At 42.1% G+C, this 15,876-nt stretch carries 13 protein-coding genes and 1 tRNA gene; 11 read left to right on the forward strand and 3 right to left on the reverse strand.

The features are described 5' to 3' along the window. The first annotated feature begins 779 nt into the window (after window positions 1-779). The 11 genes from IQ246_RS04770 (at window position 780) to IQ246_RS04820 (ending at window position 12,810) form a co-directional block, all read left to right on the forward strand. Window positions 780-2,051 carry a glycosyltransferase family 4 protein gene (locus IQ246_RS04770; protein WP_194000622.1) on the forward strand — a complete coding sequence of 424 codons (1,272 nt, stop codon included), beginning with the start codon at window positions 780-782 and terminating at the stop codon, window positions 2,049-2,051. Window positions 2,052-2,746: 695 nt separating this feature from the next. Continuing rightward, complete coding sequence (gene rsfS, locus IQ246_RS04775; RefSeq protein ID WP_194000624.1) at window positions 2,747-3,205, forward strand: ribosome silencing factor; 459 nt, start codon at window positions 2,747-2,749, stop codon at window positions 3,203-3,205. Then, entirely contained in the window at window positions 3,202-3,702 is a 501-nt protein-coding gene (locus IQ246_RS04780; RefSeq protein WP_194000626.1) for a CGLD27 family protein, read from the forward strand. The genes rsfS and IQ246_RS04780 overlap by 4 nt, the downstream gene beginning before the upstream one ends. A gap of 122 nt (window positions 3,703-3,824) precedes the next feature. Further along, window positions 3,825-4,778 (forward strand): asparaginase, encoded by a 954-nt coding sequence (locus IQ246_RS04785; RefSeq protein ID WP_194000628.1) that lies wholly within the window; start codon window positions 3,825-3,827, stop codon window positions 4,776-4,778. A 47-nt stretch (window positions 4,779-4,825) separates the two neighbouring features. Then, window positions 4,826-4,902: transfer RNA gene (locus IQ246_RS04790), tRNA-Met, on the forward strand. Window positions 4,903-5,005: 103 nt separating this feature from the next. After that, window positions 5,006-6,448: a YcjF family protein gene (locus IQ246_RS04795; protein WP_194000630.1), complete on the forward strand. Its 1,443-nt coding sequence runs from the start codon at window positions 5,006-5,008 to the stop codon at window positions 6,446-6,448. A 136-nt stretch (window positions 6,449-6,584) separates the two neighbouring features. Continuing rightward, entirely contained in the window at window positions 6,585-7,763 is a 1,179-nt protein-coding gene (locus IQ246_RS04800) for a DNA cytosine methyltransferase (protein ID WP_194000632.1), read from the forward strand. 171 nt (window positions 7,764-7,934) lie between these two features. Continuing rightward, on the forward strand, window positions 7,935-8,615 hold the full coding sequence (gene deoC / locus IQ246_RS04805) for a deoxyribose-phosphate aldolase (RefSeq protein ID WP_194000634.1): 681 nt from the start codon (window positions 7,935-7,937) through the stop codon (window positions 8,613-8,615). 171 nt (window positions 8,616-8,786) lie between these two features. Continuing rightward, window positions 8,787-9,713 carry a DNA repair protein RecO gene (gene recO, locus IQ246_RS04810; protein ID WP_194000636.1) on the forward strand — a complete coding sequence of 309 codons (927 nt, stop codon included), beginning with the start codon at window positions 8,787-8,789 and terminating at the stop codon, window positions 9,711-9,713. Next, a complete protein-coding gene (locus tag IQ246_RS04815; protein WP_194000699.1) occupies window positions 9,700-11,337 on the forward strand; it encodes an MFS transporter in 1,638 nt (545 codons plus the stop codon). Before recO ends, IQ246_RS04815 begins: the two co-directional genes overlap by 14 nt. 324 nt (window positions 11,338-11,661) lie before the next feature. Beyond that, on the forward strand, window positions 11,662-12,810 hold the full coding sequence (locus IQ246_RS04820; RefSeq protein ID WP_194000638.1) for a glycosyltransferase family 4 protein: 1,149 nt from the start codon (window positions 11,662-11,664) through the stop codon (window positions 12,808-12,810). Between the two features lie 48 nt (window positions 12,811-12,858). On the opposite strand, the gene IQ246_RS04825 is transcribed toward IQ246_RS04820, so the two are convergent. The 3 genes from IQ246_RS04825 to gpmI all read right to left on the reverse strand — a co-directional run bounded on the left by IQ246_RS04825 (window position 12,859) and on the right by gpmI (window position 15,826). Further along, window positions 12,859-13,683 (reverse strand): peptidase, encoded by an 825-nt coding sequence (locus IQ246_RS04825; protein WP_194000640.1) that lies wholly within the window; start codon window positions 13,681-13,683, stop codon window positions 12,859-12,861. A gap of 18 nt (window positions 13,684-13,701) precedes the next feature. Beyond that, a complete protein-coding gene (gene secG, locus IQ246_RS04830; RefSeq protein ID WP_073641976.1) occupies window positions 13,702-13,935 on the reverse strand; it encodes a preprotein translocase subunit SecG in 234 nt (77 codons plus the stop codon). 292 nt (window positions 13,936-14,227) lie between these two features. Continuing rightward, window positions 14,228-15,826 (reverse strand): 2,3-bisphosphoglycerate-independent phosphoglycerate mutase, encoded by a 1,599-nt coding sequence (gene gpmI, locus IQ246_RS04835; RefSeq protein ID WP_194000642.1) that lies wholly within the window; start codon window positions 15,824-15,826, stop codon window positions 14,228-14,230. Window positions 15,827-15,876 lie beyond the last annotated feature (50 nt).

Consider the following 15,876-nt stretch of genomic DNA (forward strand, 5'->3'; position numbering starts at 1 on the left):
ATAATTATTGGGTACGCCCAAGCCCACAAGGGGCTTGGGTAAACATCAAACTTTATTACAACAATTTTATAAAGATATTTTTTCAATTTCTGCTTATTTAAAAATTTACCAAGATAAAACTTTACCACTTCCTGTATTTGTTGATTAGGCTTTAACTATTTATTTGTGTAATTATTTAATTTTTGATTTTCTTCAATTAGCCTCTCATTATGTAATAGGGTTCAATTAAAAGCTAAAAACCTAACTAAAGTAGGTTTAATTGAGGCAGCAAACCCAACCTTACTCAAACATCTATTGAGTTTTGTTTATACTTTACTAAACATAAAACTTTTATTAATTGAACTGTGTTGCCTTATCATCAAGCTCTGCAAGAGTAAGCACGAAATACAATATATTTTTCTCTGAAGTTCCTAAATAAATTTAGAAAATTCTTGATTTTGAATTTATCCCAATTAAAAAAAGAATGTGACAGATAGAGATATTACATTGCAACGTTTCTACTAAATTCATTACTGCTGAAAATTTATTTAACTAATAAACATAGTGTTTATACTTAAAAATAAATTATAAATAAACACTTAAGCCATTACTTAGATAGTAAAAAAATATTACCGCTACTGAAATACTTAATATCAAATTTTACTCAATCTTCAACTAAAATCCCTGACATTAAAAGAGTCTGAAGACACAATTAAATATAGGAGCTTCCAAGCGCCAAACGATATTTAAAAAAATATTGTCATTGAATAAAAAATCGAGGTACTTCCGACTTATTATTTATGAGGATTTTGATTTACTCCTACAACTACTATCCAGAACCAATTGGTATTGCCCCGCTAATGACTGAATTAGCAGAAGGATTAGTTAGGCGCGGACACCAAGTGCGCGTAGTAACTGCTATGCCTAATTACCCTGAGCGTCAAATTTACCAAAGCTATCGGGGCAAGTGGTATCTCACAGAATACAAAAATGGTGTTCAAATACAACGCAGTTATGTTTGGATTCGCCCGCAGCCCAACTTGCTAGACAGGGTATTGCTAGATGCTAGTTTCGTTGTTAGCAGTTTTGTGCCCGCCCTCATCGGCTGGCGTCCAGATGTTATCCTCTCGACATCGCCATCCCTACCCGTGTGCGTACCAGCTGCTTTTTTAGGATGGTTGCGTGCCTGCCCTGTAATCTTAAATTTACAAGATATATTACCGGAAGCAGCCGTACACGTCGGTCTGCTGAAACATCAATTGCTCATCCAATTGTTTACAGTATTAGAAAAATTTGCTTACCATACCGCTAGCAAAATTAGCGTCATCGCTGATGGGTTTGTGGATAATTTGCTGTCCAAGGGCGTTGAAGCTAACAAAATTGTACAAATTCCCAACTGGGTTGATGTAAATTTCATCCGCCCCTTGTCCAAAGAAAATAACCCTTTCCGTGCAGCACATAATCTGAATGGCAAATTTGTAGTGCTATATTCTGGGAACATTGCTCTGACTCAAGGCTTAGAAAGTGTTATTAAAGCGGCTTCTGTGTTGCGCCATATCCCAGATGTTGTATTTGTAATCGTTGGAGAGGCAAAAGGTTTGCAGCGACTACAACAAGAATGTCTAGACTGCGGCGCTGATAACGTTTTGCTATTGCCGTTTCAACCACGCAAATATTTACCACAGATGTTAGCAGCTGCGGATGTCGGTTTGGTGGTGCAAAAGAAAAATGTTGTATCCTTTAATATGCCATCGAAAATTCAAGTGCTACTAGCCAGTGGTCGAGTATTGATTGCATCCGTGCCCGACAATGGTACGGCAGCCAGGGCTATCAGGCAAAGTGGTGGTGGAGTTATCGTTCCTCCAGAAGACCCCCAAGCTTTAGCAATGGCAGTTTTAGACTTGTACAAAAACCCAGAAAAAGTCAAGACTCTAGGTTATAAAAGTCGTCAATATGCCGTTGAACATTATGCTTTTGAGCAAGCATTAAATCAGTATGAGACATTATGTTACTCACTGTTGGCAGATGGTGGAGCAATTCAGTCCACAATAGTAACCAAACAGGAAGTTTAATCTACCCTGGTTAAGTTAGACTGCTTACCTGCCCTCTGATAGGATTCACAGTCTTAAAAGTCGCAAACTAGACCAACAATCCCACGGCTCGACTTCATTGAGGCTGTGGGAACATTATTTTACTCATACACCAAGGGTGCTTTAGTGTCCTAGCCTACTCCAAGCAGACGATGGCTAAACTCTTCAAATGGACTTAAGCAAGGTGTCTTGTAACAGTATTGATTAGGTGATATCTAATACAAAGATGTTTGTTTGGCTTATAAGTTGAAGTTAAGAAGTATAACAATCTAGCCGCCAACTCAGAACTCCGGTACTAATCACACTTTCGACAGGCTACGTATGAGTTTGCTGTGTTGTATCGTTATTTTTAACAGATGATCTAAAGTCTGAATTCTGAATACAGTTATACCTACGAATCAAAAGCTTTAGATATCAGACTGTTTGAGTGTGTAGCATCCCAAAAATTATTACTGGAAAACTCTTACGTGATTGATTTCTGGATAATGTCCACTCACAATTGATGCTTGGTGATGTCAAAATCCCAACAATCAATTCAATTAGATAACCAGCCACATAGACACCTGTTTTTTTGTTAGTATTCAAAAAAACCTATTTACACAGTTGCAGTTCAATTGTTTGTTGTTTGTAAGTAGTTGTCAAGAATTGTTACAAAAGAAAAAAGCACCTGAGGTTTAATGTCTGATTATTTCCAAGGAGATTTCCAATTACAATCTGTCTCAGTGATGAAGAGTGCGGTGCGAAGTCCATCTGAAATCGAAGATTCGAGTGGAAAATTAGCTGTAACCATTGCTGAAGCCGCGTCAGATCGCAAAGCGGGTGATATTTTATTGCTCAGAATGGCAGATGTATCCTACCTGGCAGATTACTTTGTGATGATGACTGGCTATTCTCGGGTACAAGTAAGAGCGATCGCCGAAGCAATTGAAGAAAAAGTCGAAAATGAGTGGCAAAGGCGTCCCTTGAGGACAGAAGGAAAAGCCGATGGAAGTTGGGTTTTACAAGATTATGGCGATGTGATAGTTCACATTATGATGCCCAAGGAGCGGGAGTTTTACAATTTAGAAGCGTTCTGGATTCATGCAGAACGCATTTCGCTGCCAAAATCCGATGACGGTGGGGGTAAGCCAACGTGATTAAGTCCTCGGTTTCCAATTGTCCTGTTCCCATAGAACAACAACCACTAAATGAGTACGAAGAGTTAAAAACTTCTTGGCTATTTCGTGATAGCACCTTAAATTGGCGTGAATACATTACGAAAATAGTCTGGATTTGGAGTTTATCGTGGCTGGTAGCAGGGCCAGTGGCGGCGGCAAGTTTTCCCCCACATAAGTATATTTCTCATTTTATCCTTTGTGGGGCAGCAGGAGCGAGTGTAGGGGTAGTGCTAGCACTGGTACGATTGTATTTAGGCTGGTTCTATGTGCGCGATCGCCTCTTCAGTCCCACAGTATTTTATGAAGAGTCAGGCTGGTACGATGGTCAAACTTGGACAAAGCCCCAGGAAATCCTCAACCGCGATCGCTTGATTGTCACATACGGAATCAAACCCATTCTCCGACGGTTACAATTTACCTCTGCTGGCTTGGCTGGATTGTTGCTTATTGGTACTATAGTTTGGCATTTGTTGTAAATAGTCATTAATCATTTGTCCCTGGTCATTAGTAAAAAACAAATGACGTAGACGCCTTAGCGGCTTGCCGCAGGGTAGGACAAATGGCTAATAACAAATAATAAAATAGTGATTTTTAACCCATGACAATGGGAAAACGAACTCAAGCCACAGCACTGGAAGTCCGGTTACTGCGGGAAGGTATTATTGAATCGAGGCATATAGTCCAGGCTGTTGTATGCGACGAACGGGGACGGGTTCTGACTGTTGCCGGCAACTCGGAAACTGCTGCGTTTGTCCGTTCAGCACTCAAACCATTTCAGGCACTTGCCGTCACTGCCACAGGTACACTGGAACGCTACGACCTTAGCGATCGCGACTTGGCAATTATTACGAGTTCCCATAAAGGAACAATAGAGCAAGTCCGACAGGTATTTAACATCCTTTGGCGAGCCGATCTTGACCCTTCGGCACTCCAATGTCCGGTTCCTGAAGGTAAGCGAAGTTCTCTAGAATACAATTGCTCTGGTAAACATGCGGGAATGTTAGCCGTTTGTCAGCAACGCCATTGGCCTTTGAATAACTACTTGGAACGCAAGCACCCAATACAACAGCTGATTTTGGGCAAAGTATCAGAGTTACTGCGAATGCCAGCAGAAGAATTTATCAGCGCTCATGACGATTGTGGCGCACCAACTTATCTGATGCAACTCGGTCAAATGGCCTCTTTGTATGCTCTTTTAGCTTCTAGCACCAATTTAGATATGGAGCGTATTGTCCGTGCCATGACTCATCACCCAGCGATGGTGGCAGGAGATGGGGAATTTGATACGGAATTGATGCGCTTAACTCCAGGAGAACTAGTAAGTAAAGCTGGTGCCGAAGGAGTGCAGTGCATTGGTAGACTTGGCGAGGGCATGGGATTGGCAATTAAAGTCATGGATGGATCAAAAAGGGCAAAATATGCCGTTGCTATCCACTTGCTCCAGCAGATGGGCTGGATTAGTCCTAGTGCGGCAGAAAGCTTGTCAGAAAAGTTTATGACTTTGGGAAAATACAAGCGTTTGGAAGTTATTGGTGAATTATCATTTTTGTAGTTGCCAAACTTTTGACTTTGGGTTATACTAGAAAAGTCAAGAGACGACGCGGGATAGAGCAGCCTGGTAGCTCGTCGGGCTCATAACCCGAAGGTCAGTGGTTCAAATCCACTTCCCGCCACCAACTAAAAGATAAAACAAATCCCTGCAATCTGTAAAGGTTGTGGGGATTTGTTTTATTTTGATCTATTCTGAAAATAGGAACCTTCCAAAAAGCGCGGAGAAACATGGTTGTGAAGTTGCAGCGACCAATTTTAGTAGGAGGACTGGGACTGTCCTTTTTCCTGTGGATGTTAGAGAGTTGGCATCATTCAATAGTGCAGCTGGGTGAGTTTAGTTTATTGAGCACCTTAGCTGTTGGCGGTGGTTTGTGGTTATTACAGCAAAATCGCCCGAAAGGCAGTTTAGAACAGCCAGATAGTATGCTTGTAGATCGGTCAACCGTGGAAAATGCGATCGCTAAAGCTGAAGCTGTAATTAACCAACTGGCACAGGAAGCAGAAAACCACACAGCTTTAGAGACACTCCGAGAACAAGTTGCCCATTTAGTTTTGGAGTTAGACAGGCAAGAAATTAAACTAGCTGTTACTGGCGGAAAATCCGTAGGTAAAAGCACTTTGATTCAGGTGCTAGAGTCTAACTGGCAAGAAAATCAGCCAAGAATCAAATTCCAAGAGACAGTATCTTTGTTTACAGAAGTGGGTGACAAGTCAGATGCAGATGTTTTGACAGAAGTGGCAAAATCTGATTTTGTTCTGTTTTTGACAACCGGTGATTTGACAGACTCAGAATTTCAAAGTCTACAGCAGATAAAGGCAGCAAATCAGCCCACAATCTTAGTTTTTAATAAACAAGATCAGTATTTAGTAGATGAACGCCCTAGCATCTTGCTGTCATTAAAACAGCGAGTACAGGAAAATGTAGTTGCAATTGCGGCCTCTCCCATTCCCATTAAAGTACGGAAGCATGAAGCTGATGGTTCTGTGCAAGAGTGGATAGAACAACCAACGCCAGATATCCAACAGTTGACGCAGCAATTAGGCGAAGTTTTAGCACAGCAAGGACAACGCCTGGTGTGGTTAACAACCATGAGAAAAGCCAGATTGCTAAAAGCTGAGGCGAAAAGCTGGCTGAATGGAACAAGACGCGATCGCGCTACCCCAGTTATAGAACAATATCAATGGATAGCTGCTGCTGCTGCTTTTGCTAATCCAGTCCCAGCACTTGACATCTTGGCAACTGCGGCAATTAATGCCCAGATGGTAATGGATTTAGGTAATATATATCAGCAGAAATTTTCCTTAGAACAGGCGCAAACTGTAGCTGGAACAATGGGAAGTTTGATGTTGAAACTCGGTTTAGTAGAACTTTCTACAAAGGCTATTAGTACTGTCTTAAAAAGCAACGCTGTCACCTTTGTTGCTGGTGGCGCGGTGCAGGGAGTAAGTGCTGCTTATCTAACCAGAGTCGCAGGGTTAAGTTTAATCGAGTATTTCCAACAACAGGAAATAGCTATGGATTCGGAAAATGCTTTGAATTTGGACAAATTGCGACTAACTTTGCAAAAAGTGTTTCAGCAAAATCAGCAGATGGCTTTTATGCAAGGATTTGTTAAGCAAGGCGTGAAGCGTTTATTACCAGAAGCGCAGCAGACAGAAGTAGTTGCATAATCCTAGGTTGCTGTAAGTCGCGGCTAAACTAACAAAGTCCGCTTAAACCCGCCTGCGCGGGTTTTGTCTGTATAGGGGCGATTTCTAATCACCAGTTTTATTTTGTATTGGTTTTTGTCAAGAATAGAGTCATTGAATGAACAATCACCCCTGTATCTTCTCCTTTTTCGCTGGCTCAGGTTTCCTAGATTTAGGTTTTGAAACCAGCGGCTTTAACATTGTTTATGTCAATGAAATTTTCTCCCCATTCATGGCAGCATACCGTTACTCACGGCAGGTTCTCAATTTACCATTGCCAGAATACGGATATTATGACGGAGAAGCAGCAGACGTAACCAAACTTAGCGAAGGATTACAAGCACAACGTCTCTGGGAATTAGTACAAGACTGCCGTAAGTCTAATAATATTGTGGGCTTTATTGGTGGCCCTCCCTGTCCTGATTTTTCTATTGGTGGAAAAAATAGAGGAAGTTTAGGAGATAATGGGAAGCTTTCATCTGCGTACATTGAATTAATTTGTCGTAATCTTCCAGATTTCTTTTTATTTGAAAATGTCAAGGGTTTATGGAGGACGAGAAAACATCGTCTGTTTTTTGAATCTCTTAAGCAACAGTTACAGCAAGCAGGCTATATATTAACAGAGCGATTAATTAATGCTATTGAATATGGTGTACCCCAGGATAGAGAAAGAATTATTATTATTGGGTTCCGAAATAATTTCATCCAAGATATAAAACTAGAAATTGGTAATTACCAGTTACTATCTGAAGGCGTTTTTCCATGGAAAAATCAGATTTTATATCCCCAAGAAAAAGTTTTTTCCTACCCTTGGCATAAGTGCGACCCTTTTAAGGAAGATTCGATAGTACCTTGTCCTAATGGCATTCCCCAAGAACTAACTGTTGAATACTGGTTTAGAAAAAATGATGTACTGAAACATAATAATGCTAAACACTATTTTCAACCAAGGTCAGGTATCACCAAATTTGCTGTGATTGATGAAGGAGATAATTCTAAGAAATCTTTTAAACGTCTGCACAGATGGCGCTATTCTCCAACAGCTTGTTATGGAAATAATGAAGTACATTTACATCCCTACAAAATCCGCCGAATTTCTGTAGCAGAAGCTTTAGCCATACAATCTTTACCTGCAAATTTTGTACTTCCAGAGAATATGTCACTTACAAATATGTTTAAAACTATTGGTAATGGCGTGCCATATCTGGCATCAGTAGCATTGGCTAAAACTATTCTTAATTTCTTAGGGCTTGGTGAAATAAAAATTGTTGGGCTTCCTCAGGTTGCGATCGCCTGATATTAACTCAAATACTCACAGTTATTCGTTAACATCTAGAAAGCCGTCATACAAGACCAAGCCAGCAGAATCTTTTCAGAATAAACTCGTAATAAACGTGGTTTAATATATATATAAAAAATGTTTTAATTTTTTATATAGTTTAATAATCAATCACTGGCAGAAGACACGATGGCAGCAGACTATCCTGATATTGATATTGCGCCATTTATCGATCACGCCCTGTTAACGCCAACAGCTACCCCAGAGCAAGTTGAGCAATGGTGTGAAGAAGCATACAGATTTAATTTTGCGGCGGTTTGCCTGTACCCCGCCTATGTAAAGCAAGCAGTCGAACTCCTCCACGGCAAAAATCCGAAAGTATGCACAGTTGTTGGCTTTCCTGCTGGTGCAACGACTTCAGCCGTCAAGCTGTATGAAGCTCAAGAAGCTGCGGACAGTGGAGCCACTGAGTTGGATGTGGTAATCAACCTAGGCTGGTTGAAAGCTGGCAAAATTGAAGAAGTCCACCGGGAGATTGCCGAAATATGCGAAGCGACTGGGCAGACTGTAAAGGTAATTTTAGAAACCAATCTGCTGACGGATGCGGAGAAAAAACTGGCAGCCGAAATATCTATGGAAGCAGGGGCCGTATTCTTAAAAACCAGTACAGGTTGGAATGGTGGAGCTACAGTAGCAGATGTAAAACTTTTGAAGGAAGTAGCAAAAGAAAGGGTGGGTATCAAAGCATCAGGTGGGATTCGCACTATCAATCAAGCCCTAGACTTAATATTAGCGGGCGCTACTAGATTAGGCACATCTCGTGGTGTCGATTTGATCCGCCAGCGCGATACTCTGGAAAAGAGTGAATAGTCATTTGTCTTTTGTTCTCTGTCATACCCTAGTCTTCTCTTGTCAGAGACGCTATCGCTAACGGGGAACGGCAAGTCACTCTTCGGGGCTTTTGAGGCTCCCACCTTGCTACCACCGCTACAGTGTGCCTTTGGGAGAAGACTCTCACCAATGACTAATGACTAATGACTAATGAGTAGAACCTACAAAGCAACTGGAATTAATCTCAAAGCCCAGGCGCTGGGAGAATCAGATAAAATAGTGACGATTTTGACAAGGGAATTCGGTCTGATTCGAGCAGTTGCTCCTGGGGCACGCAAGCACAACTCTAGCCTTGGTGGCAGGAGTGGGATGTTCGTGGTGAATGAACTATTGATTGCTAAGGGGCGATCGCTTGATAAAATTACTCAAGCACAGACGTTAAAAGCTTATCCAGGTCTGGCTAAAGATTTAGGAAAACTCGCTGCTAGCCAGTATTTAGCAGAAATAGTCTTGTGTCAGGCTTTGAGCGAACAACCCCAAGAAGAACTTTATGAGATACTCAACGAACATCTCAGTCGCTTGGAGGCATTGCCCAAGACAGAGATATCTAGCATCTTGGCTTACCTGGCTCATGGGATATTTCATCTTTTAGCCTTGGCAGGACTGACGCCTCAAGTACAAGTCTGTTGCCTAACTCAGCGCCCTTTAATACCAGACTTGACAGACCCTACCTGGCAGGTAGGATTTAGCATCCCTGCGGGTGGAACAGTTTGCTTAGAGAACTGGGAACGCTCGCGAACAGAGGAGGAGGACACACAGAGAAATAGAAATTCATCTTTTTCTCAATCACTAAATCATTCCATTATCCCATCACTTCCAAAACCTAGTTACCAAACAGTTGTTGTCCATCGGCAAGAAATACCTGTGATTTCTTTTCGTTTGAATGCTACACAACTAGCAATGCTCCAGCATCTATCGCAACCAGAGATAATGCAAATTGATGCAGCCAAAGATTATGGCTGGTTATCTGTTGAGCAAATCTTGCGCCAATATACTCAGTATCATTTAGGTCGACCTATTCGCTCTGCTACCTTAATTGACTCTTATTTTGCTGCCAACCATGATGCAACCGTCTGATTTGGATAAAGAAATCCTGCCTTTGTCGCCAAGCTACGCCAAAAAACAGAATAGAGCATCAGATCCTACCGTAACCAATCACCTGAGTGCTGTTCCCAAGTCAACACCCAGTCAAATCGATAGCCAAGGAATGTCTCCAAAAGACGTTTCTAAAAACGATCAAAACTTGACGGCGGAAATACCAAAAACTGATGTTCATAGTCAATCAGAAAAACAATCTGACGACCAATTCACTACTGCTGAAGCAGATAGCAATGGGCAAATGCCAGTAGCAACTACCCCAGAAAAAAATTCACCGAAATTAGATGGATCTGGTTCCGGCAAAGAAGCCGCATCAGGAAATGTAAAACATCTGGGGTTTTTACCTGTATTGAAAAATCCCAATTTCCTGGCTCTTTGGGGTGGTCAAGTTTTCTGCCAACTTGCTGATAAAGTGTATTTGGTGCTGATGATTGGTTTGATTCATAGTCAGTTTCAAACAGGCAATCAGAGTATTAGTGGTTGGGTATCAGCGTTGATGATGGCCTTTACCATTCCAGCTGTGCTCTTTGGTTCAGTAGCCGGTGTGTTTGTAGATCGTTGGTCGAAAAAAGCTGTGTTAGTGGCAACAAATGCTTGGCGTGGCATTCTGGTTTTAGCAATTCCTTTCCTACTGTGGGTGACTCATGATTGGCAACCCATAGGAATGTTACCAGTTAGTTTTGCCATCATCTTGGGTGTGACTTTTTTGGTTTCCACACTTACACAGTTTTTTGCACCAGCAGAACAGGCAGCAATTCCCTTAGTGGTAGAAGAACAGCATCTACTCTCTGCTAACTCTCTTTACACAACGACAATGATGGCATCGGTGATTGTCGGCTTTGCTGTAGGAGAACCGCTGTTGGCGATCGCCGATCAAATTTGGCTGCAACTCGTTGGTAGTGGTGGACTGGGTAAAGAACTTTTGGTAGGTGGAAGTTATGCGATCGCGGGACTAATTTTGTCCCTGTTGGCAACCAAAGAAAAACCTCACCCTCCCGAAACAGAATTTCCTCACGTATTCTCTGACTTGCGGGATGGTTTCGCCTACCTCAAAGCAAATCAGCGCGTTCGGAATGCCTTGCTTCAGCTAATTATCTTATTTTCTGTCTTTGCAGCATTGACTGTTCTAGCCGTTAGGATGGCAGAAATAATTCCTAACTTAAAAGCTTCCCAGTTTGGATTTTTGTTAGCAGCTGGCGGCGTCGGAATTGCTGCTGGAGCCGCAATTCTTGGTCAATTTGGACAACGCTTCTCCTATAGCCAATTAAGTTTGTGTGGTTGTTTAGGTATGGCAGCATCCCTGATTGGTCTATCAATATTTACAACGCATCTTTGGGTAGTCCTGCTATTGGTCGCTCTATTAGGTATCTTTGGAGCATTAATAGGTATTCCGATGCAGACTGCTATCCAAACAGAAACCCCGGCAGAAATGCGTGGCAAAGTCTTTGGCCTGCAAAATAATGTGATTAATATTGCCTTATCCTTACCCTTGGCATTAGCAGGTATAGCAGAAACTTTTGTGGGTTTACAGATAGTTTTTTTGGGATTAGCTGCGATCGTCTTTTCAGGAGGTATATTAACCTGGTATAACTCACAAGAGTAGTTATCAGCTAACAAGAGTTGTTATTCATTACCTTTTTACTTAAAGATTTGGTGTTCATGGTAAACTAAGGGCAGTAATAATTTATCGCATACTTGCTGGAAATAAATCTGACATTAGCCAGAATAAGTTGTTTAAATATATAGAATGAACAACTTATAAGTAAAGTAGATAAAAGCGTAAATCCATTAGTTTAAACATCTGAGAAATCAGCTTTTTAACTATTGTGTGGCATTAATTTATCATAACTACCAAACTAGCAAGTACAAATGATAAAAGATACAAAACTGAATAGATAAAACCCGCTTTTCTTATAGCTAATAAAGAATGCGTATAGCCTGGATTGGAAAAAAATCACCCTTTTGCGGTAATGTCACCTACAGTCGAGAAATTACAAATGCCTTACTAGACCGGGGACACCAAGTCAGCTTTCTTCACTTCGCTCAAGAAGAATCCGAACCAGACAACTGGCCAAACTTCCAGGAAGTTTCCCTACCCTTCATTTATAAGTCTCAGGTTTACACAATCCCTACTTTTAAAGCGACCAAACTTTTAACTCAGTCGCTACGACAAATCAAGCCGGATGTAGTTCATGCTTCCTTGACCCTATCTCCTCTTGATTTTGTTCTACCAGAAATATGCGAACAACTGAATTTGCCCCTAATTGCAACTTTTCATACACCATTTGCTGGCAAGGGAGCAAAACTGATTTCGGGAACACAACTTTTAGCTTATCAACTCTACGCGCCTTTTTTGGTTAACTACGATCGCGTGATTGTATTTTCCCAAATTCAGCGAGAATTATTGGCACGTATGGGGGTGCGGGAAGAGAATATCGCCGTAATTCCCAACGGTGTTGATACCAGTAAGTATTCTCCTGGGCCTTCTAAAGTCAAAGCAGAATTTAAAGCCGAACGCTTATTTGTTTATCAAGGTCGAATAGCGCCAGAGAAAAATATCGAAGCCCTCCTTCGGGCTTGGAAGCAGTCAGAAATGGAGACTGGTAGTAAGTTGCTAATTGTTGGTGATGGCCCTTTAAAACCTTCTTTAGAACCATTTTATGGTTGGGAATACGGTATTATCTGGTTAGGATTTATTGCTAACGAAGACCGACGCATCGAACTTTTGCGTGGAGCAGATGTATTTATTTTACCTTCATTGGTAGAGGGTTTGTCCCTGTCTTTGTTAGAGGCAATGGCATCTGGTTTGGCTTGTTTAGCAACAGATGTGGGTGCAGATGGAGAAGTATTGGAAAAAGGAGCAGGCATAGTTCTTAATACTAAGACAGTGCGATCGCAATTAAGAACCCTCTTACCAGTCTGCCAAGACCATCCTGAATTAACAACTCTACTGGGGCAAAAAGCAAGACAGCGTGTATTAGACCGCTATACCCTCAGTAAGAATGTTACTCACTTGGAAGAACTTTATAGAGAAGTTTTAACACAGCGACCTCTACCAATAAGTCGTAGAGCATAGAAAAAAGTAAGAACTACTTGCTAGCTATTTCTACTCACAGATTAGAAGTCAAGACTCAGGACTTTGTAAAGACCATCCCAAACTTGTTGGCTGTTCATAAACTCGCTTCAGAGTATTTATATCTCTGGGAGAAATAGGTGGCGGGTTACGAACTTGGGAAAAATATAAAGCATCAGTTTGTAGCGGACTATGGCCCCAAATTCCCAGTGCATGGCCAAATTCGTGGCGGATAGCAGCAGTGAGATAATTACCAGTCTGGCTAGGACTCAACAATATAGTGAAGCGATGCGATAAAACTTTGTTGCTAGTGTATAACTCGTAAGTAGTTTGTGCAGAACGCGCACGGGGAAAATTGTTGCCACGGGAAATCTGAAGAGGTGGTGCTTTTCGTAAAATCTTAATATCAGCAAGTTGTGGTTGTTCAACTACTGTCAAAGGCAAATAAGAACTCCACTCTTGCACAGCCTGCAAGACATTGTTAACCCATGCTTGAGCCTGTTTTTCACTAACTATTTTTGGTGATTCTACGTAAACTCTAATAGGAAATTGCGACCAAACTAAATAACCTACTTGGGTTTTTATGACTTTAGAAAAGTAGTCACCGCTGTTAGTCTTATCTTGCCACTGCGCTAGTGTGGGCGGTAGGCGATGAGGTTTTGGTGGTGAGAGAGGGGGAGATGGGGAGATGGAGAGAGAAATTATAAGATCGCCATCATCTAAAAAAGATGATTTTGTTAAGGCGTTAGTCAGTTGGAGGTTAATTAAAACGAGTAGCAGCCCTGTGCCAATAGCTAAGGCAAGAGCTGCTAGTAAGCGCTGCTTAATTAAGTTTTTGAGGGTGTTAGGTATTGGGGATTGAGTTTTGTTTCCCATTTTCCTATTTCCCTTTTCTTATTTAGGTAGCCAACCGGCACTCAAAACGACTGTTAAACCAAGGAAAATAACTGTTAGTGCCCAAGTAACTCGGTTCAATGTATTTTCTGCGCTCTTAGTGCTGCTAAATAGTTGGGCTTGTCCGCCAATAGCTCCAATACCATCACCTTTGGGGCTATGTAGCAACACCAAGATAATTAAACCTGTGGCGGAAAATGCCCAAATGCCTTGCACGATATTAGTAACTGTCATGGTAGCAATCTCATTTATAAAAAGTTTAAAAACGCAGAAGTTAGCAGTAAGCTAAAACACATTTGAATTGCACAATCATTCATGAGGGCTGTCGTACGTCATTAGTCATTAGTCGAAAGTATTTACAAAGGACGTATGACAAATGATTAATAACGGTTTTAGCCAGTGAATGTGCAACTTAGACGCACATTAGCTTAGAGACGCGATGAATCGCGTTTGTAAAACAGTCAGCAGTCAGGAGTTAGAAAAGTCTTGATTTATGACTTTTAACTCCTAACTGTTTAACACTATTTTACAGCCCGGCTTGCACGGGAGTGCGAGTACGTTGCAAGTCATATTCTGCTGCTGAAAGCAGCGATCGCCCTGTCATTTCTGGTGGCTGAGGTAGTTGTAAAATCTCCAGAATCGTGGGAGCAATGTCGGATAGCTTACCATCGCTTCGTAGTTCTACATTTGTAGCATGTCCAGGGATTTTGACTTTCTCGCCCTCCACCAGGATTAAGGGAACTGGGTTGGTGGTGTGAGCTGTCCAAGGATTACCCTTATCATCTAGCATATACTCTGCGTTGCCGTGGTCAGCAGTAATAATTGCTGTACCGCCGACTTTGCCAATGCTCTCGATAAGGCGACCCAAACAGCGATCTACTGTTTCAATTGCGGTAATTGTAGCTTCGATCTGACCAGTATGCCCTACCATGTCTGGGTTGGCATAGTTAATCACAACTAAGGAGTAGATACCTTTTTGAATTGCGGCGATCGCTACATCTGTAACTGCTGCTGCTGACATTGCTGGGGCTTTGTCGTAAGTCGCTACCATCGGACTGCTTACCAGTTCCCGGTCTTCTCCAACAAAAGGTTCCTCTAGGCCACCATTGAAGAAATAGGTGACATGGGCGTATTTTTCGGTTTCGGCGGTGCGTAACTGCTTGAGATCGTGATTGGCTATGACTTCCCCCAGAATATTACTCAGATTTTGAGGTTCAAAGGCCACAGCCACAGGTAAGTCGGAATCGTACTGAGTAAAAGTCACAAACGACAGCGGCGTGATTTGCTGTCTTTCAAAGCCGTTAAAGTTGGGGCTGACCAAAGCTTGAGTCAGTTGTCTGGCGCGATCGGGACGGAAGTTGAAAAATATCACCCCGTCTCCTGGTTCTATTGCACCGGGAGCAATTCTGACTGGGAGGACAAACTCATCATTTACTCCTTCGGCGTAAGATGCTTGCAAGACTTCCAAAGCCTTTCGGCCATCACCTACACCATCTTGTATCATCACGTCATAGGCACGTTTTACCCGATCCCAGCGGTGATCGCGATCCATCGCGTAGTAGCGACCGCTGAGGGTAACTATGCGCCCAATTTTCGTGCAGTCTATATAGTTTTGCAGGAGCGTTATCGCTTTTACAGCATCTTTTGGGGCGGTGTCACGACCATCAGTAATGGCGTGGATACATACTTCTGAAATTCGCTGATTTTTGGCTAAATCTAGTAGTCCGAATAGATGGGTGATGTGCGAATGTACTCCACCTTCAGAACAAAGTCCTACTAAATGTAGCTTGCTATTTCGAGAGCGAACTTCCTGACAAATTTTGAGAATAGCTGGGTTTGAGGCAATAGAACCGTCTTCGACCGCATCTGAGATGCGTACCAATTCTTGCGGTACTACTCGCCCAGCGCCAATGTTCAAATGACCAACTTCCGAGTTGCCCATTTGTCCTTCTGGCAACCCTACGGCTTTTCCTGATGTGCAGATGAGGGTATGTGGGTAAGCTGCCCATAAGCTTTCCACGATCGGAGTTTTAGCCGCGATAATAGCGTTTCCTCGCGTCTTTTCGCAGTAGCCCCATCCGTCTAAAATGACTAGCACCACAGGAGCAACAGGTGCTTTGGTCATAGTAAAATTGCCCTTTACTTTTTGTAATACCCGAATGATACCATTGCTAA

The organism is aff. Roholtiella sp. LEGE 12411, assembly GCF_015206995.1.
Taxonomy (GTDB): domain Bacteria; phylum Cyanobacteriota; class Cyanobacteriia; order Cyanobacteriales; family Nostocaceae; genus Komarekiella.